This window comes from Nitrospirota bacterium, from assembly GCA_020851375.1.
In the GTDB taxonomy this organism is placed as follows: domain Bacteria; phylum Nitrospirota; class 9FT-COMBO-42-15; order HDB-SIOI813; family HDB-SIOI813; genus RBG-16-43-11.
In genome coordinates this window covers 91,806-106,650 of sequence record JADZCV010000014.1, presented here as the reverse complement: position 1 = coordinate 106,650, position 14,845 = coordinate 91,806, and the positions used below count along the sequence as shown (strand labels likewise).

General features: G+C 46.4%; 16 protein-coding genes. 14 read left to right on the top strand and 2 right to left on the bottom strand.

Annotated elements, in window-relative coordinates:
• The 4 genes from IT393_03525 to IT393_03510 form a co-directional block, all read left to right on the top strand.
• A partial coding sequence (locus IT393_03525; protein MCC7201724.1) for a transposase occupies positions 1-516 on the top strand: 516 nt, incomplete at its 5' end.
• Positions 517-674: 158 nt separating this feature from the next.
• Positions 675-2,645, top strand: a complete 1,971-nt coding sequence (gene feoB / locus IT393_03520; GenBank protein ID MCC7201723.1) for a ferrous iron transport protein B — start codon at positions 675-677, stop codon at positions 2,643-2,645.
• A gap of 78 nt (positions 2,646-2,723) precedes the next feature.
• The gene (locus IT393_03515) at positions 2,724-3,416 is read left to right on the top strand and encodes a metal-dependent transcriptional regulator (protein ID MCC7201722.1); all 693 of its coding nucleotides are present in this window, start codon (positions 2,724-2,726) and stop codon (positions 3,414-3,416) included.
• A gap of 25 nt (positions 3,417-3,441) precedes the next feature.
• Positions 3,442-3,864 carry a ferritin-like domain-containing protein gene (locus tag IT393_03510; protein MCC7201721.1) on the top strand — a complete coding sequence of 141 codons (423 nt, stop codon included), beginning with the start codon at positions 3,442-3,444 and terminating at the stop codon, positions 3,862-3,864.
• 214 nt (positions 3,865-4,078) lie between these two features.
• On the opposite strand, the gene udp is transcribed toward IT393_03510, so the two are convergent.
• Entirely contained in the window at positions 4,079-4,858 is a 780-nt protein-coding gene (gene udp / locus IT393_03505; protein MCC7201720.1) for a uridine phosphorylase, read from the bottom strand.
• Positions 4,859-5,380: 522 nt separating this feature from the next.
• Between udp and IT393_03500 the strand changes: the two genes are divergently transcribed.
• From IT393_03500 to IT393_03460, 9 genes are all read left to right on the top strand, one after another.
• Positions 5,381-5,680 (top strand): DUF433 domain-containing protein, encoded by a 300-nt coding sequence (locus tag IT393_03500; GenBank protein MCC7201719.1) that lies wholly within the window; start codon positions 5,381-5,383, stop codon positions 5,678-5,680.
• On the top strand, positions 5,673-6,005 hold the full coding sequence (locus IT393_03495; protein MCC7201718.1) for a DUF5615 family PIN-like protein: 333 nt from the start codon (positions 5,673-5,675) through the stop codon (positions 6,003-6,005). Before IT393_03500 ends, IT393_03495 begins: the two co-directional genes overlap by 8 nt.
• Positions 6,006-6,164: 159 nt before the next feature.
• Positions 6,165-6,701, top strand: coding sequence for a peptide deformylase (gene def / locus IT393_03490; GenBank protein MCC7201717.1), 537 nt, complete (start codon positions 6,165-6,167; stop codon positions 6,699-6,701).
• 28 nt (positions 6,702-6,729) lie between these two features.
• Positions 6,730-7,653, top strand: coding sequence for a methionyl-tRNA formyltransferase (locus IT393_03485; protein MCC7201716.1), 924 nt, complete (start codon positions 6,730-6,732; stop codon positions 7,651-7,653).
• Positions 7,654-7,718: 65 nt separating this feature from the next.
• Positions 7,719-8,573, top strand: coding sequence for a zinc metalloprotease HtpX (htpX, locus tag IT393_03480; GenBank protein ID MCC7201715.1), 855 nt, complete (start codon positions 7,719-7,721; stop codon positions 8,571-8,573).
• A 159-nt stretch (positions 8,574-8,732) separates the two neighbouring features.
• Positions 8,733-9,107, top strand: a complete 375-nt coding sequence (locus IT393_03475) for a cytochrome c3 family protein (GenBank protein ID MCC7201714.1) — start codon at positions 8,733-8,735, stop codon at positions 9,105-9,107.
• 31 nt (positions 9,108-9,138) lie between these two features.
• Positions 9,139-9,951, top strand: coding sequence for a hypothetical protein (locus IT393_03470; protein MCC7201713.1), 813 nt, complete (start codon positions 9,139-9,141; stop codon positions 9,949-9,951).
• Positions 9,952-9,986: 35 nt separating this feature from the next.
• Positions 9,987-10,406 carry a hypothetical protein gene (locus IT393_03465; GenBank protein MCC7201712.1) on the top strand — a complete coding sequence of 140 codons (420 nt, stop codon included), beginning with the start codon at positions 9,987-9,989 and terminating at the stop codon, positions 10,404-10,406.
• 10 nt (positions 10,407-10,416) lie between these two features.
• A complete protein-coding gene (locus IT393_03460; protein MCC7201711.1) occupies positions 10,417-10,917 on the top strand; it encodes a hypothetical protein in 501 nt (166 codons plus the stop codon).
• Between the two features lies 1 nt (position 10,918).
• Here the strand turns inward: IT393_03460 and IT393_03455 are convergent, their stop codons facing one another.
• Positions 10,919-13,840, bottom strand: coding sequence for a GAF domain-containing protein (locus tag IT393_03455; GenBank protein ID MCC7201710.1), 2,922 nt, complete (start codon positions 13,838-13,840; stop codon positions 10,919-10,921).
• A 133-nt stretch (positions 13,841-13,973) separates the two neighbouring features.
• Here IT393_03455 and IT393_03450 point away from each other — a divergent pair, with 133 nt between their 5' ends.
• Complete coding sequence (locus tag IT393_03450; GenBank protein ID MCC7201709.1) at positions 13,974-14,750, top strand: tRNA (adenine-N1)-methyltransferase; 777 nt, start codon at positions 13,974-13,976, stop codon at positions 14,748-14,750.
• The last annotated feature ends 95 nt before the right edge of the window (positions 14,751-14,845 follow it).

Below are 14,845 nucleotides of genomic sequence, written 5' to 3'. Positions count from 1 at the left end.
TATAATGCTCAGGCGGCAGTGGATGCGTCATCACAGGTAATAGTAGCTGCTGATGTGTCAAATAAATCGGTAGATAAAAACCATATCAAACCGATGATCGGGAAGATAATGGAATTAACGGACGAAGTGCCGAAAGAAGTGTCTGCGGATGCGGGATATTTTAGCAGTGAGAATGTTGAGTGGTTAAAGGATCAGGAAGTTGAGGCATTTATAGCACCGGACAAACAAAAACATAATAAAAAAGCAGAGATGGCGCCACGCGGGCGGATACCATGCAGTCTGTCAGTCATAGACAGGATGAGAAGAAAACTAAGGACGAAACAGGGGGGTAGAAAATACAAACTGAGGAAGCAGACAGTTGAACCTGTATTTGGACAAATAAAAGGCGCCAGAGGGTTTCGACAATTTCTGCTGCGCGGTCTTGAAAAAGTAAAAGGAGAATGGTCTCTGATATGTACTGCGCACAATCTTTTGAAACTCTACAGTGCAGGATTTACTGTAAGCGCCCGGAGTTAAGGCTGGCGGGTGTTATTTCCAATTGGCAAAATATATATTTGCAGAGACAAACAGTCTTAAAGGCATCACAGCGAAACTTCTTTCTATTACCATCAGATAATAGTGAGCACGATCAAAGATAATAGTTTGAAAAGTCGTTACTCAGACAGGCTCCTATAATGCATGAGACTAAGGCAGGAGATATGAAGAACGGCGGCAAGATTGCCATAGTCGGCAATCCCAATGTAGGGAAAAGTGTAATTTTTGGGCTGTTGACAGGCAGGTATGCAACTGTCTCCAACTATCCCGGTACTACTGTTACCCTTACCTCAGGGGCAATTAAAGTCAATGGCGATGATATTTCGGTGACCGATACGCCTGGGGTAAACACCCTCATCCCTATGTCTGAGGATGAGGTGGTAACGAGGGACATCCTCCTTAATGAAGTATTGAAGCTTGTGGTCCAGGTCGCAGATGCAAAGAACCTTGTCCGCGGCCTCCAGATAAGTCTTCAACTGGCTGAGATGGGACTTCCCTTTCTGCTTGTCCTCAATATGTGGGATGAGGCTAGCAGCCGCGGTATTGATGTAAATGTAAAAAAACTCTCGGAAACAATAGGGATTACAGTTATTCCAGCAATTGGCGTCCAGAGAAAGGGCATAAAAGAACTGAGGGAAGCCCTCACAGAAAAGAGATATTCTCCAATTGGTATGTTTTATGGGAATCTGATCGAGGATGGCATAAAAAAACTTGAGGCAATCCTTCCGGAATCAAAGATTTCAAAACGTTCTGTTGCCTTAATGCTGCTTGCAGGTGATTTAAGCCTGAAACCCTGGCTAAACAACAGGCATGTCAGCCCGACAGACATCGAAAAGATTGATGAGGTCCGCAGGAATCTGCAGGATAAGTTTTATGAGCCTCTCGGATATGTTGTCAACCAGGCAAGGTTAAAAAAGGCAGAGAAGATCGCTGAGGACGTACTTTCGAGGCAAGAGAAGGGTAGTTCCGGTATAACAGTCAGCATCGGCAGATGGGCAATGCACCCTGTCTGGGGTATACCAGTTCTTCTCATAGCCCTGTTTCTGATGTATGAGTTTGTTGGTGTTTTAGGCGCTCAGGTGCTAGTTGAAATTCTCGAAGAGGGCTTGTTTGGCAATTATATAAATCCATTTATGACCTTGCTTGCTGACAGGTTTATCCCTGACGCATTCTTCAGAGACCTCCTTGTCGGCGAGTACGGGATAATTACAATGGCGCTGACCTATTCTGTTGCAATCATACTTCCGGTTGTCGGCACCTTCTTCATAGCATTCGGTATTCTTGAGGATTCCGGCTACCTCCCGAGGCTTGCTGTCATGGTGCACAGGATTTTCAAGCTTATGGGACTGCACGGAAAGGCAGTCCTGCCAATGGTGCTTGGACTCGGCTGCGATACTATGGCAACACTGACTGCGAGGGTCATGGAAACAAAAAAAGAGAGGGTGATTGTAACACTCCTCCTTGCCCTTGGCGTCCCATGTTCCGCACAGCTTGGTGTAATTCTCGGTATGCTTGGAGGCGTCTCTCTTGCAGCAACATTTGTCTGGGCATTTACAGTAATATTGATTCTTTTTATAGTAGGATTTTTGTCCTCAAAGATACTAAAGGGTGAAGGCTCTGATTTTGTGTTTGACATACCGCCGCTGCGCATCCCTGTATTATCAAATATTTTTTTCAAGACATTCTCAAGGATAGAGTGGTACTTAAAAGAGGCGGTGCCGCTTTTTATAGTAGGGACATTAATATTATTTACCCTTCATAAGATCAGGGCGCTTGAGGTAATTGAGAGAATAGCCAATCCAATAGTTGTCGGATTTCTTGGTTTGCCGGCGAAGGCTACAGAGGCATTCCTGATAGGATTTCTGAGGAGGGATTACGGCGCTGCAGGCCTCTTTGCACTTGCCAAGGATGGGTTGCTTAACCCTAATCAGGTCGTTGTCAGCCTCGTTACCATTACCCTGTTCGTCCCCTGCGTGGCGAATTTCCTTGTCATGATAAAAGAGCGCGGGATCGCAACAGCCCTGGCCATTGTGGCATTCATATTTCCCTTTGCATTTTTGGTCGGAGGGGTGCTAAACTTTGGCTTCAGGTTGCTCGGTATTAACCTGTAAGGATAAATAGGGACAGCGACTATTTATTTCGTGATTCAAAATAAATAGTCGCTGTCCCTATTTATCGGGAGAGGTGGCATGATGGACTATCACAGGTCAAGAGACCGGTTTGATGAGGACAGGATAGATGAAGTGCTCGAACTCATCTGGATGTTGAGAGAAGAGGGAGAATCTCATTTAGATAATGTAAAAAAGAGGTCTGAAGACCCCAATGTCTCGCAGGTGTTAACGCTTGCCGTGTCCGAAGGCCTTATTTCAACCGACCATGGCAGTATTTCCTTCAGACCCGAGGGTGAAAAACGTGCGGAAAATATCATCAGAAGGCACAGGCTTGCGGAGCGGCTGCTATCAGAGGTCTTTGAGATAGAAGAAAAGCAGCTTGAAGATCATGCCTGTGAGCTTGAGCATACCCATGTCCTGAGCGAAGTCGTTGTAGACAGCATCTGCACCTTCCTTGGGCACCCGCCGACATGTCCGCACGGAAAGCCAATCCCAAGGGGGGAGTGCTGCAGGAAATTCTCCAACGAGATGAAGCCGCTTGTAGTACCTTTGACTGAACTTTCATTGGGAGATGAGGCAAGGATCGTATTCATCTCCTCAAAATATCATGCAAGGCTTGACCGTTTAAGCTCTCTTGGTATTGTCCCTGGCGGGACCCTGCGCCTACATCAGAAGCAGCCTGCTTATTTGATAAGGATTGGCGAGACTGATCTGGCCCTTGACAGGGAGCTTGCAAAAGAAATATTTGTAAAGAAGATGCTATTGAGTTAATATATTAACTATAAGGAGGTGTACCATGAGCACTAAGAAAATAATTGATGCGTTGAATAAAGACCTTGCGTTGGAAATAGCAGCGACACTTCAGTATTTGCATCATCATTGGACAGGTGAAGGATATGACAGCCCTGCTGTCCTTGAGTTGTTTGAAAAGATAAGTCGTGATGAGATGAAACACATGGAGATGATTGCAGAGAGGATTAATTACCTTGGCGGTGATCCGACAACGGTTCCTGATGTGATTAAGAAGGGCGGAGACCTTGTCAAGATGATGAAGGATGACCTTGAAGGGGAGAATATAGCGATAAAGCAGTACAAGGCGCATATTAAACTTTTTGATGAATTGGGCGACCCCACAAGCAGGCTTATGATGGAGCAGATACTTTCTGATGAAGAAAGGCATGCTGATATCTGGGAGACGACGCTGGGCGTAAAGAAGTAGTTTACTCGAAAATACTCCTAAGTACCCGTCATTCCCACGCAAGTGGAATCCAGGACCAAGCCCCGGTCTGGATTCCCGCTTACGCGGGAATGACGTTTTCACAAACCCTGGTGAGCCCTGAGCTGTGAGCGTGCCGAACAGTCGAAGGGCTCATGACGGTTTACCTGAAAATCCCTGTTCAAGTCCCCCCCTCTTCCCCCTTTGTAAAGGGGGACTAAGGGGGATTTATCCCGGTTAGTAGATGCTTAACGGCCCCAACAGCAACCGCAATAGCATTCCCTTCTGCGGTCTTGATCATCCCTTCAACAATCTTTTCCTTCTGTGACCTCTCACTGATCACACCGGTAACGCAGCCGGCCCTGAGTCCGAGGGCATTACACATTGTCAATAGTGTTGCTGATTCCATCTCATAGTTTAATACGCCAAGGTGTTCCCACTCTTTTTTACTTCCGGCAAGATCCCGTATTACATATTTGGAAAAGGTATCCATACGTTCCTGTCCGGGATAGAAGGTTGCAGAAGATGCGGTAATCCCTGTGTGACATCGAATTTTCAAAGAGTTCGCTGCCTGCACGAGGGCATCGAGCACCACATAATTTGCGACGGCAGGATATTCTATTGGAGCATAATGTTCTGATGTCCCGTCCATTCTGACAGATGCTGTTGTAATAACCACGTCGCCGGCTTTGATGTGGCGCTGTAGCGCACCTGTTGTTCCGACCCGTATGAAGGTATTTATCCCGAGCTGCGCAAGCTCTTCGATGGCAATGGCAGCAGAAGGCCCGCCTATACCTGTGGATGTTATAACTACCGGATGGCTATCCATGTAGGTAAGCCACGTCCTGAACTCCCTGTTAGAGGCGATCTCAACGCACCCCTCATTATCAATTGCAGATGCTATAAGAGGCACTCGACCAGGGTCGCCCGGCAGCAAGGCAAACCGTGCCCCTTTTATACTCTTCCTGGATAATTTCAGATGATATACAACAGACATAGTAATGGAACAGTTGCTTTATCTCTTTTTACATTGTTTTATTAGTTGTTTGACAGCCCTCTTATGTTCAGATATATTGCCATTAATTAAAGAATAAGTAAATGTAATAACAGGAATGGATATGTTGGGGTATATCCCCTTGAGCGGTGAGTTCTACGTTCTATGGACACCATACTCAGTTATTTATATTTTCAATTTCTTTTCCAGGTCTTCAATGAATGTCGCCCTCCAGATATAAACTTCCGCCACTCCCCAACGATTTCTGTAAGAGGTTTGATCTTCACCAGGTCATTATCCTTACCTGAAAAATGTGCAAATGTCCTGCTTCATGGGTACTTTTCCGCTTCAAAGACAAGCCCGGTTCTTTCTGGATTTAACTCTACCTAATGTGCAGTTGACAGCGTCCTCGTAGAAAAGCCTGAAAGTGAATTAGGTATGGTGTCCTCGGAATTAACTCTCCCTTGAAAATCTTTTGATAAAATGAAAGCGCTGATGTAAGATACTTTAAAAGAGGAGGACATAATGAAAGATGCTTTAATGCAACATATTGAGGTAACTTCGGGAGTTGCGGGAGGCAAGCCTCACATTGCAGGTCATCGTATTACAGTTCAGGATATAGTTATTTGGCACGAACGTATAGGGAAAAGTGCAGATGAAATTGCTTCTGGATATGGCCTCACATTATCAGATATATACGCTGCATTGACATATTATTATGACAACCGCAGGGAAATAGATGAAGCCATACAGGCCGATGAAGAATTTGTTGCCGGATTGCGCCGTCAAATACGCTCCAAATTGAAAGACAAAACGGGTGACTAATCCCATTAAGTTCTACATGGATGAACATGTTTCCAATACGGTCTCTCAGGGGTTGCTGCGTCGGGGAGTAGATGTATTAACCACCCAGGAAGCAGGGCTTCTGTCGGTTAGCGATAAGGAGCATCTGAAATATGCAGCCGGGGCTGGTCGTGTCATGTTCACCCAGGATGCTGACTTCCTTCGCCTCCATTCTGAGGGGTTTCCTCATCAGGGAATTGTTTATGCACCTCAACAGGCACCTGTCAGTCATATAATTCGTGGTTTGATGCTTATCTTCGATATTCTCAGCCCAGATGATATGGTTAATCATGTAGAGTTTTTATAATTAATGAGCAATACTTCCCAACGATTTCTGAAAGATGCCAGGCCTTAGAAATGTCCGGAGATCGAATTAAGTATGGTGTCCCCCGAATTACCGAATTACCTGCATCCGCTTGATTTTTAAGGTATCAGGTGTTAGAGTGAAGTATAGGAGACCGCTGGTATGTCAGTCCGCAGGATTATAGAATACCCTGACCCGTTTCTCCGCCAAAAGAGCAGGCGGGTGGAGAAATGGGATGATAATTTGAAGAGGCTTATTCAGGACATGATGGATACGCTCGATGCAGTGCCTGGACTTGGCCTTGCTGCTGTCCAGGTTGGGGCATCGGAAAGTCTGTTTATTTATGATGCCGACCTCTCCTCTGATAGTCCTGTAAAAAATTATACTGTGTTCATAAATCCTGAGATAATATACGAAGATGGTGAGGTCAAAGGTGAAGAAGGTTGTCTTAGTGTTCCGGATTACAGGGACTATGTTATCAGGGCAGAGAAGGTAAAGGTACAAGGGTATGATAAGGACGGAAATAATATAGAAATTACTGCAGAGGGGATCCTTGCACGGGTTTTTCAGCATGAGATAGACCACCTGAATGGCGTTTTGTTTATAGACCGTCTGAGCAGTCTTAAAAGAGGCCTGTTCCTTCGTAAGATGAAGAAGCGGGACCGGCAGGCTAAGGCTGAAATGTCAGGAAGGTTTTAAGTCTGGCATGATATCCAGGGTCGTATTTATGGGGACCCCATCCCTCAGCGTCCCCTTTCTCGATGCAATCATTAAAAGCGGGCGTGACGTAGTATATGCAGTGACCCAGACCGATAAGCAAAAAGGGAGAGGTCAAAAACTTGTTGCATCTCCTGTTAAGGAGTTTGCTTTATCGCATGGTATCCCTGTCCTTCAACCTAAAAAACTGTCTGACAGTTCCTTTTCTGAGGCAATAAGAGCTTCTTCTCCTGATTATATAGTCGTAGTTGCCTACGGCAGGATAATACCCCTGGAAATTTTACAGATACCGAAAAAGAACCCTGTCAATGTTCATGCGTCCCTCCTGCCGGAATACCGGGGTGCATCTCCTATCCAGCGTGCGATAATGGATGGGCGGAGTTTCACAGGGGTAACGACAATGGTGATGTTCCCGGAACTTGATGCCGGGGATATATTACTGCAGGAAAGAATCGAAATAGACAGGTGTGATACATCAGGCAGTCTTGGCATAAAGATGACAAAGACAGGCCCTGGCCTTCTCATAAGGACACTTGATGGCCTGGACAGGGGGGAAGTCGTTCCTGTGCCACAGGAGCACGACAAGGCTTCATATGCCCCCATTATCAGGAAAGAAGAAGGTCTTATAGATTGGAAGGACAGTGCAGAAAATATCTATAACAGGATACGGGCATTTGACCCGTGGCCGGGGGCATTTACTTTTTATAATGGGAAGAGATGGGGGGTGTGGAAGGCTGATATAGTGGACAGACATGTACAGTCATCTGTGAATGGAGAGATCATAGAGGCCGGCCCTCAGGGTATTGTAATTGTGACTGGGGACCGGGCATTGAAGATTACAGAGCTGCAGGCAGAGGGTAAGAAGCGGATGCCGGCAGGGGAGTATCTGAGGGGACACAATGTTGAGAAGGGTGCAATTTTAAAGGGAATTTGACTGTATCACAGTTGATGCTTATAATAAGAATCTGATATTAATAACCGGAGGTAAGATAAGTGAATATCAATACATTGAAAACAACACTTTTCCTGGCGGCACTTTCTGTCCTGTTTATATTTATAGGCTCTATTCTGGGAGGACAAAATGGCGCTACCATGGCACTTGTGATGGCAGGTGTGATGAACATTGGCGCATACTGGTTCAGCGACAAGATAGTCCTTGCCATGTACAGGGCAAGGCAGGTCACAGAAAAGGAGTTCCCTGAGTTGTTCGGCATTGTCCGCGAGCTCACGATGAGGGCAAGCCTGCCTATGCCAAAGGTCTATGTCATGGACAACCCTGCGCCTAATGCCTTTGCAACAGGCAGAAATCCGGAGCACGCTGCAGTGGCGGTTACAACAGGTATTTTAAGCCTCCTTACGAGGGATGAGCTGGCCGGTGTAGTCGGCCATGAACTGGCCCACATCAAAAATCGCGACATCCTTATAAGTACGGTAGCAGCAACTATTGCCGGAGCCATCAGCTATATTACCCATCTGGCTTCATGGGGTCTTATGTTCGGAGGGGGCCGGAGGGATGATAATGACCGGAATCCTCTGGGCTCTGTTGTTGCGATTGCCGTAATGATACTTGCGCCTATAGCTGCCATGTTAATCCAGATGGCCATTTCACGCTCCCGTGAGTATCGGGCAGATGAAGGCGGCGCTGCGATATGCGGCAACCCCCTTTCGCTTGCAGGTGCTTTAAAGAAACTTCATGCTGGTACATGCCGTGCTCCAATGAATGCCAATCCTGCTACTGCACATATGTTTATAGTCAGTCCACTCTCAGGTTCGGGTATGTTATCTCTGTTTTCCACACATCCCCCGATAGAGGAACGGGTGGCAAGACTTGAGGCTTTGGCAGGCAGAAGATAGGCTCGAAATCCCATCTTTTTACAATTTTATAAAAAAAATCTTAATTTTGTAATATTTTTATTGACAAACATCCGCTTTATATGGTAACTACCTTTACACCCTGACGAGAACAAGTCATTTCAAATTCGGATTTGAAATTTAGAAAAGGAGTGGTAACCGATGAAAAAGATAGTTATAGTCAGTACTCTCGTTCTTGCCTTCGTTGTTGGTCTCTTTGGCTTTGCTGAAATCACACCAACTCAGGCCGAATATGCGGACCTTACCCTGAACAGGTACGCAGAGCAGGCAGGTATGCCGCCTGTGGTATTTCCGCACTGGTTCCACCGCATTAGATTTAAGTGCAAGGTCTGCCATGAAGATATATTCCTTATGAGACAGGGTTCTAATGATATTAACATGCAGAAGATCATGCAGGGAGAGTATTGCGGCAAGTGTCACAACGGGAAAATAGCATGGGCTCCAATATATTGCGACAGGTGTCATTCCGGTGCGAGCACAGTAGCAATTCCGGAGTCCCGTGGATTCTTGAAATAATGAATTGGAATTGAGGGAGGGGGGCTTTATAATGAGTGGCAAGAAAAATCTGAGGTACTTGTTATCTGGTGTAATTCTATCAATTGTCGTAATGATTACTGTTGCATGCGCTCAGAAGGAAATTAAGGGCGACGCAGCAGGTATTGAAACACCGCCTGCACAGGCTGAGTCAGCCCCTGTTGCGGAACCTGGAGTTGCTGCAGCTCAGGCTGAAACAACTGCAGCGCCTGAATCCGTTGCAGCGCCGGCGCCGGAACCACCACCAGTTGTAATAGCCCAGCAGACTCCTGCTGTTACAAAGAGCGCTAATGCGCAGAACGTGCCTGCTCAGTACAGGAATATTGACCCATCCCTTCTTATCTATTTAAGCTCACGTGGCGTTGTTGCAGGGACCGGAGACCCATCCGGTGTTGCAGGTGATGCAGAGAAGGTTGGCCAGTTGGAGCATCCTGCGGCTATGGAGCTCGCAAGATTGCCGAAGGACAAATACGGGCTGGTAGACTGGGCTGCCGCGATAAAGAATGGAAACGTCAAACCTTTGGATTCACTTGAGCCAGGAGCCATGGCCGCCCCCCCCTTCAATCTTGATATTGTAATAGAGACAAAGAGTAAGTTTATGGCAGATGTCGTATATCCTCATTATGTGCATACCTTATGGCTGACCTGCACAAACTGCCACACATCCATATTCCAGATGAAGGCAGGAGGAAACCCTGAGATGACAATGGCCAAGATAGCGGCAGGAGAATACTGCGGAAGATGCCATAACAGGGTTGCGTTCCCTCTGACAGATTGTAACAGATGCCATGTAAAGCCCAAGGAGGCCGCTAAAAGGGGCCGTTAAATTACACCTGAATCAATCCACAGAGGAGAGCTGCTGTGTTACGATTTGCTGCAAGGTTAATAGGTCTGCTTATAATTGTAATCGGCTTCTCAGGTGTAGCCATGTCAGTAGCTGCTGATGAAACAGGCACACCTCCTTCAGGCAGTTCCAAGGTCTACGAAGTCCGTATCCCAAAAGGTTTAGATAAGTTTGAACCTGCCCTGCTTAAAATCAAGGTTGGGGATTCTGTTAAATGGATAAATGAAGATGACAGGAGGCATCCGATTGCCAGTATCCCAGGCCAGGGAACAAATGATAAAGAGCTTTTTTCTCCGATAATGCCTCCTGGCGACTCATGGAGTCACACATTTATAAAGGCCGGAGAGTATCCGTATTTTTGCTATATTCATCGTGTTATGATGGGGGCTGTAATCGTTGAAGAGGTTGACCAGACACCGCCTGCAAAGACAGAATAACAGCTGCACAATGACAAAGTGGATCACCCGGGTACTTTTATCAGCTTTTATCCTAAGCGTTTCCTTTCATGTAATTTCTTCATCTCTGTTATATGCGCAACAAAAAACAGATGTTTTGAAAGGACAACAGGGGCAGCAGGAACAGGCCCTGCCTCTGCAGATATTACCAAAAGATAATTCCGGCTATGTTGACTGGGTCAAGGCATTGAGGCAGGGGACCATAAAGCCAAAGGATTCACTTGACCCCACCAAACCGACAACGCCTGTTATAGACCTGGACATAGTCTTTAAGGTAAAGGGTGATTTGCCTGATGTCGTTTATCCACATTACCCCCATACACAGTGGCTTGCCTGCAATAATTGTCATCCAAAGATATTCATTATGCAGGCCGGGGCAAACAAGGTTACGATGAAAAAGATTGAAGAAGGACAATTTTGCGGCCGGTGCCACGGCATCGTTGCATTCCCATTGTCAAACTGTACGCGGTGTCATTCCAAACCAAAGCGTTGATTCACCTGATTTCTACCGGCAGCGTTATCATAAAAGAAACCCCTCTATCAGGGACAGGACGGTTTTTTACATGGATCTTGCCTTTATGACTGTCTATAATCCTGTGGACTATAGCCAGGCCGAGGCCTGTTCCTGATGACTTGGTAGTGAAGAACGGGTTGAATATATTTGCCATGATATCCTGAGGAATCAAGGGGCCCGTATTACTTATTTCGATGATGATTTCAGGTGGCAGTTTGTCTGAAAGTTTTGACTCGATATACAGGACGCCCCCGGTTTCATCCATTGCCTGTTCAGCATTTGTAAAAAGATTTATAAATACCTGTTTGAGCTGCTGGGGGTCTGCTGATATCAACGGTACATCATGTGAAATGGCAGTACTGACCTTAATGTTCTTTGAACTCAGTGTATCCTTAAAAAGGATAAATACGTCGTCTATTACCTTATTGATGTCAGTTGTTACAAATGCCGGTCTGGACTCTCTCGCAAAGGCTAATATTTCCTGAAGGATCTGTTCAAGCCGGCTTACCTCCTCATAAATTATCTCTGAATATTTCCTTACCTGCTCTCCTGTAACCGGTTTGTCTCTGAGGCGTCTTGCGAATCCTCCGATTGAAACAAGGGGGTTTCTGATTTCATGTGCCATGCTTGTTGCCATCTCACCAAGGGCCGCCATCTTTTCCTGTTGAATCAATTTCTCCTGTGCCTCCCGCAGGCTCTTGTTGGTCTCCTCAAGGTTGGAATATATAAGGGCATTTTCGATCGTTAAACCGGCCTGATTTGCAAACATCATCAGGAACCTCATGTCGTCTTCTGTAATTGGTCTTCTGGTGAAAAGATTGTCAACGAAGATAGTGCCAATGACCTTACCCTTTGCCATCAACGGGGCAGTGGCAAAACTTTCTGTCTTAATTATGTCCCGCAATGCCGGAAGTACGCGCGGGTCGTCATGGGCATTTTCAATAATAAAACCCCGTTTGTCAATGACGGTTCTGGCAAGGACACTTGTCCCGCCTTCTACAGGGATGACAAGGCTTGTTGCAAGCTTGTTGATATTGGATGACTTATGAATGGCCATGTCGTCATCACTCAATATCCTGTCCCGCAGACTCCCGGTGGAAGGTTGGCTGGCCCAAATTCTGTGGGCTTCCTCTCCGCTGTCTGGTCCTATGCCAAGCACACCCCGCAGGACATCGTTTCTTTCATCGTATAGAAACAGCACAGCCCTGTTGAATCCCAATCCGCCACCTATGGTAACGCCGGTCAGTATTATATGAAGCAATTTGTCCAACTCAAGGGTCGTCCCAAGGGTACTGCTGATTTCATGTAAAATAGATAATTCCGTAACCCTCTTGATATTCTCTTCCGCCAGTTTCCTGGTCTGTTCATAAAGACGGGCATTTTCTATTGCGACAGCAGCATGTCCCGCAAATGTGGAAAGGAACATCAGGTTTGGTGATGAAAATCCTGGTGCTGAAATCTTGTTGGCAATTTCTATAGTCCCAATAAGCCTGTCTTTTACCAGCAAAGGTACGCCTATGAGGTTGTTCAGGCGGACTATTGTCATCTTGGGGTCGTTTTCATCCACGTTGTTCAGCATAATGCTCTCTCTGTGCTCTCCAATCCAGCCGGTAGTCCCTTCCCCAAGCCTGAATCTAAGGCTGGGGATCAGGGAATGGTCAGCCCCGTGAATAGATTTAGTCACAAGCTCCTGTGTCTCCACATCATACAATGTCAGGATACCGAACCCGGCATCCAGTAATTCGCTGATCATCCTGAGAACTGAATCAAGAACAAAGTGGAGGTCAAGTACAGAGGTAAGTCCTTTAGACAGGGAGAAGAGCGTCTCCATTTCCCGTGCATTGCTTAATGTTTGCTGATAGAGTTTTGCATTTTCTATAGCTATAGATGCCTGGCTTGCAATAGTAGTGAGCAGCTGCTGGTCTTCATATGAAAAGCTGGCAGTCCCGTCTGCGGAATATGGCAATTTATCATAAAGTGTTAACGTGCCAATTATCTTATCCTTTGCCTTTAGCGGTACACCAAGCATGCTGGCGGCTACGATCCAGTTTGCATCCCTGAACTCTGGCGAGGATTGTATGTCCGGTATAAGGAGAGGGGTTTCACTCGCTACGATCATCCCTGCAATCCCTTGCCCGATGTCAAGGTCTTGTAACCTTGACGCATCTTCCTCAGGCATGGAGTATGCCTTGACCACCAGCCTGTTTGTCTCAGGTTCAAGAAGGCGCAGGACGCCGCCTTTGGCCCTGATTACATATACACTGTTTTTAATTATTACTTTTAATATGGTCTCGAGGTCGAGGGTGGATGTGACAGCCTGTCCCATCTCATATAGTGTTGTCAGTTCAAGCAGCCTGTGATTCATGTCCTGGTAGAGCTGGGCATTTCTTATAATACCCCCTACCTCACTGGCTATAGTTGACAGAAGGGTGATCTCGTCTTCCAGATAATCTTTAGGGCCAAAGGTCTGAACTGTGAGCACTCCGGTGCATTTACCCTGAACTGTAATTGGGACTGCAAGCATGGATCTGTACTTTTCTTCCCCTGTCTCAGCTATGTATTTAAATCGTGGGTCCGTATGGGCGTCTCTAAGGGCCACAGGCATTACTTCCTTTGCCACCCAGCCGTTTATCCCTTCGCCGACATGAAGCATTACCTTGTCAATCGAGCCTGCATGAAGCCCCCTTGCAGCCTTTAGGGTCAGGCTTTTCCCGTCTTTTTCCAACAACGATACATAACAGCAGTCAACCCCCATCTTTTCTGCAGTTGTGTTGACGATGGCATTCAGCCTCTCCTTGAGGTCAAATGTTGAATGGGCAATCCTGCTGATCTCACTAAGTATCTCGAGACTTAGTATCTCAGTATCAAACCTCTCTGCCGTTTTTCTGGAATCGTCAGTCATATTTACCCCATTTTTCATTAAGTATCAGCACTTATACTAACAAAATTCAGACGTATAGGCAATGAATCCAGCCGTCAACATACTGTCATAGCCAATTGCAATATGTACTATGTTAAGTTATGATAATGCTGACATGAAGTTTACAGATGGTGACAGGATTCATTTTATAGACCGGAAAGGGCGGCAATATCCGCTTACACTCTGCAGCGGGAGGGTATTCCAGTTCAGCGGAGAGAAAATTCCGCATGATGATATCATTGGTCGTGAGGATGGTTCTACAGTTACTCTGTCAAGGGGAAGCAAGTTTATTGTCCTGAAACCGACGCTTTCAGAGTATATACTGAAGATGCCGCGGGGTGCTCAGGTGATATACCCCAAAGACATCGGAATGATCCTCATATGCGCTGACATATACCCGGCGGCTAAGGTAGTTGAGGCAGGCATAGGCTCAGGGGCATTGACAATGGCATTGCTGCGGGCCGTTGGAGAACGGGGAGTGGTTGTCTCGTATGAACTAAGGGATGATTTCAGCAAGAGGGCATTTGAAAATATTGAGCTTTATAACGGTAAGACAAATAACCTGATAATCCGGGAGCAGGACATCTATGAGGGTATTGGGGAAGATGGGATAGACAGGGTAGTCCTTGACCTTCCTGAACCGTGGAGGGTGGTACCGCATGCAGTGCAATCATTAAGAGAAGGCGGCATCTTCCTCTGCTATCTCCCTACTATCCTTCAGGTCTCAACAGTTGTGAAGGCATTAAAGGAATCGTGTAATTTCATACAGATTGAGACATCTGAGACATTGGTGAGGACCTGGCATGTGGAAGACAACAGTGTCAGGCCGGACCACAGGATGGTGGCACATACCGGTTTTATTACAACGGCAAGAAAAGTAGCACGGCAATAGGGACACCCACCTGGTTCAAGAAAAATGTCATTCCCGCGCAAGCGGGAATCCAGACCGATGGCAAGGTTCTGGATTCCCACTCCCCGCTTAAATCC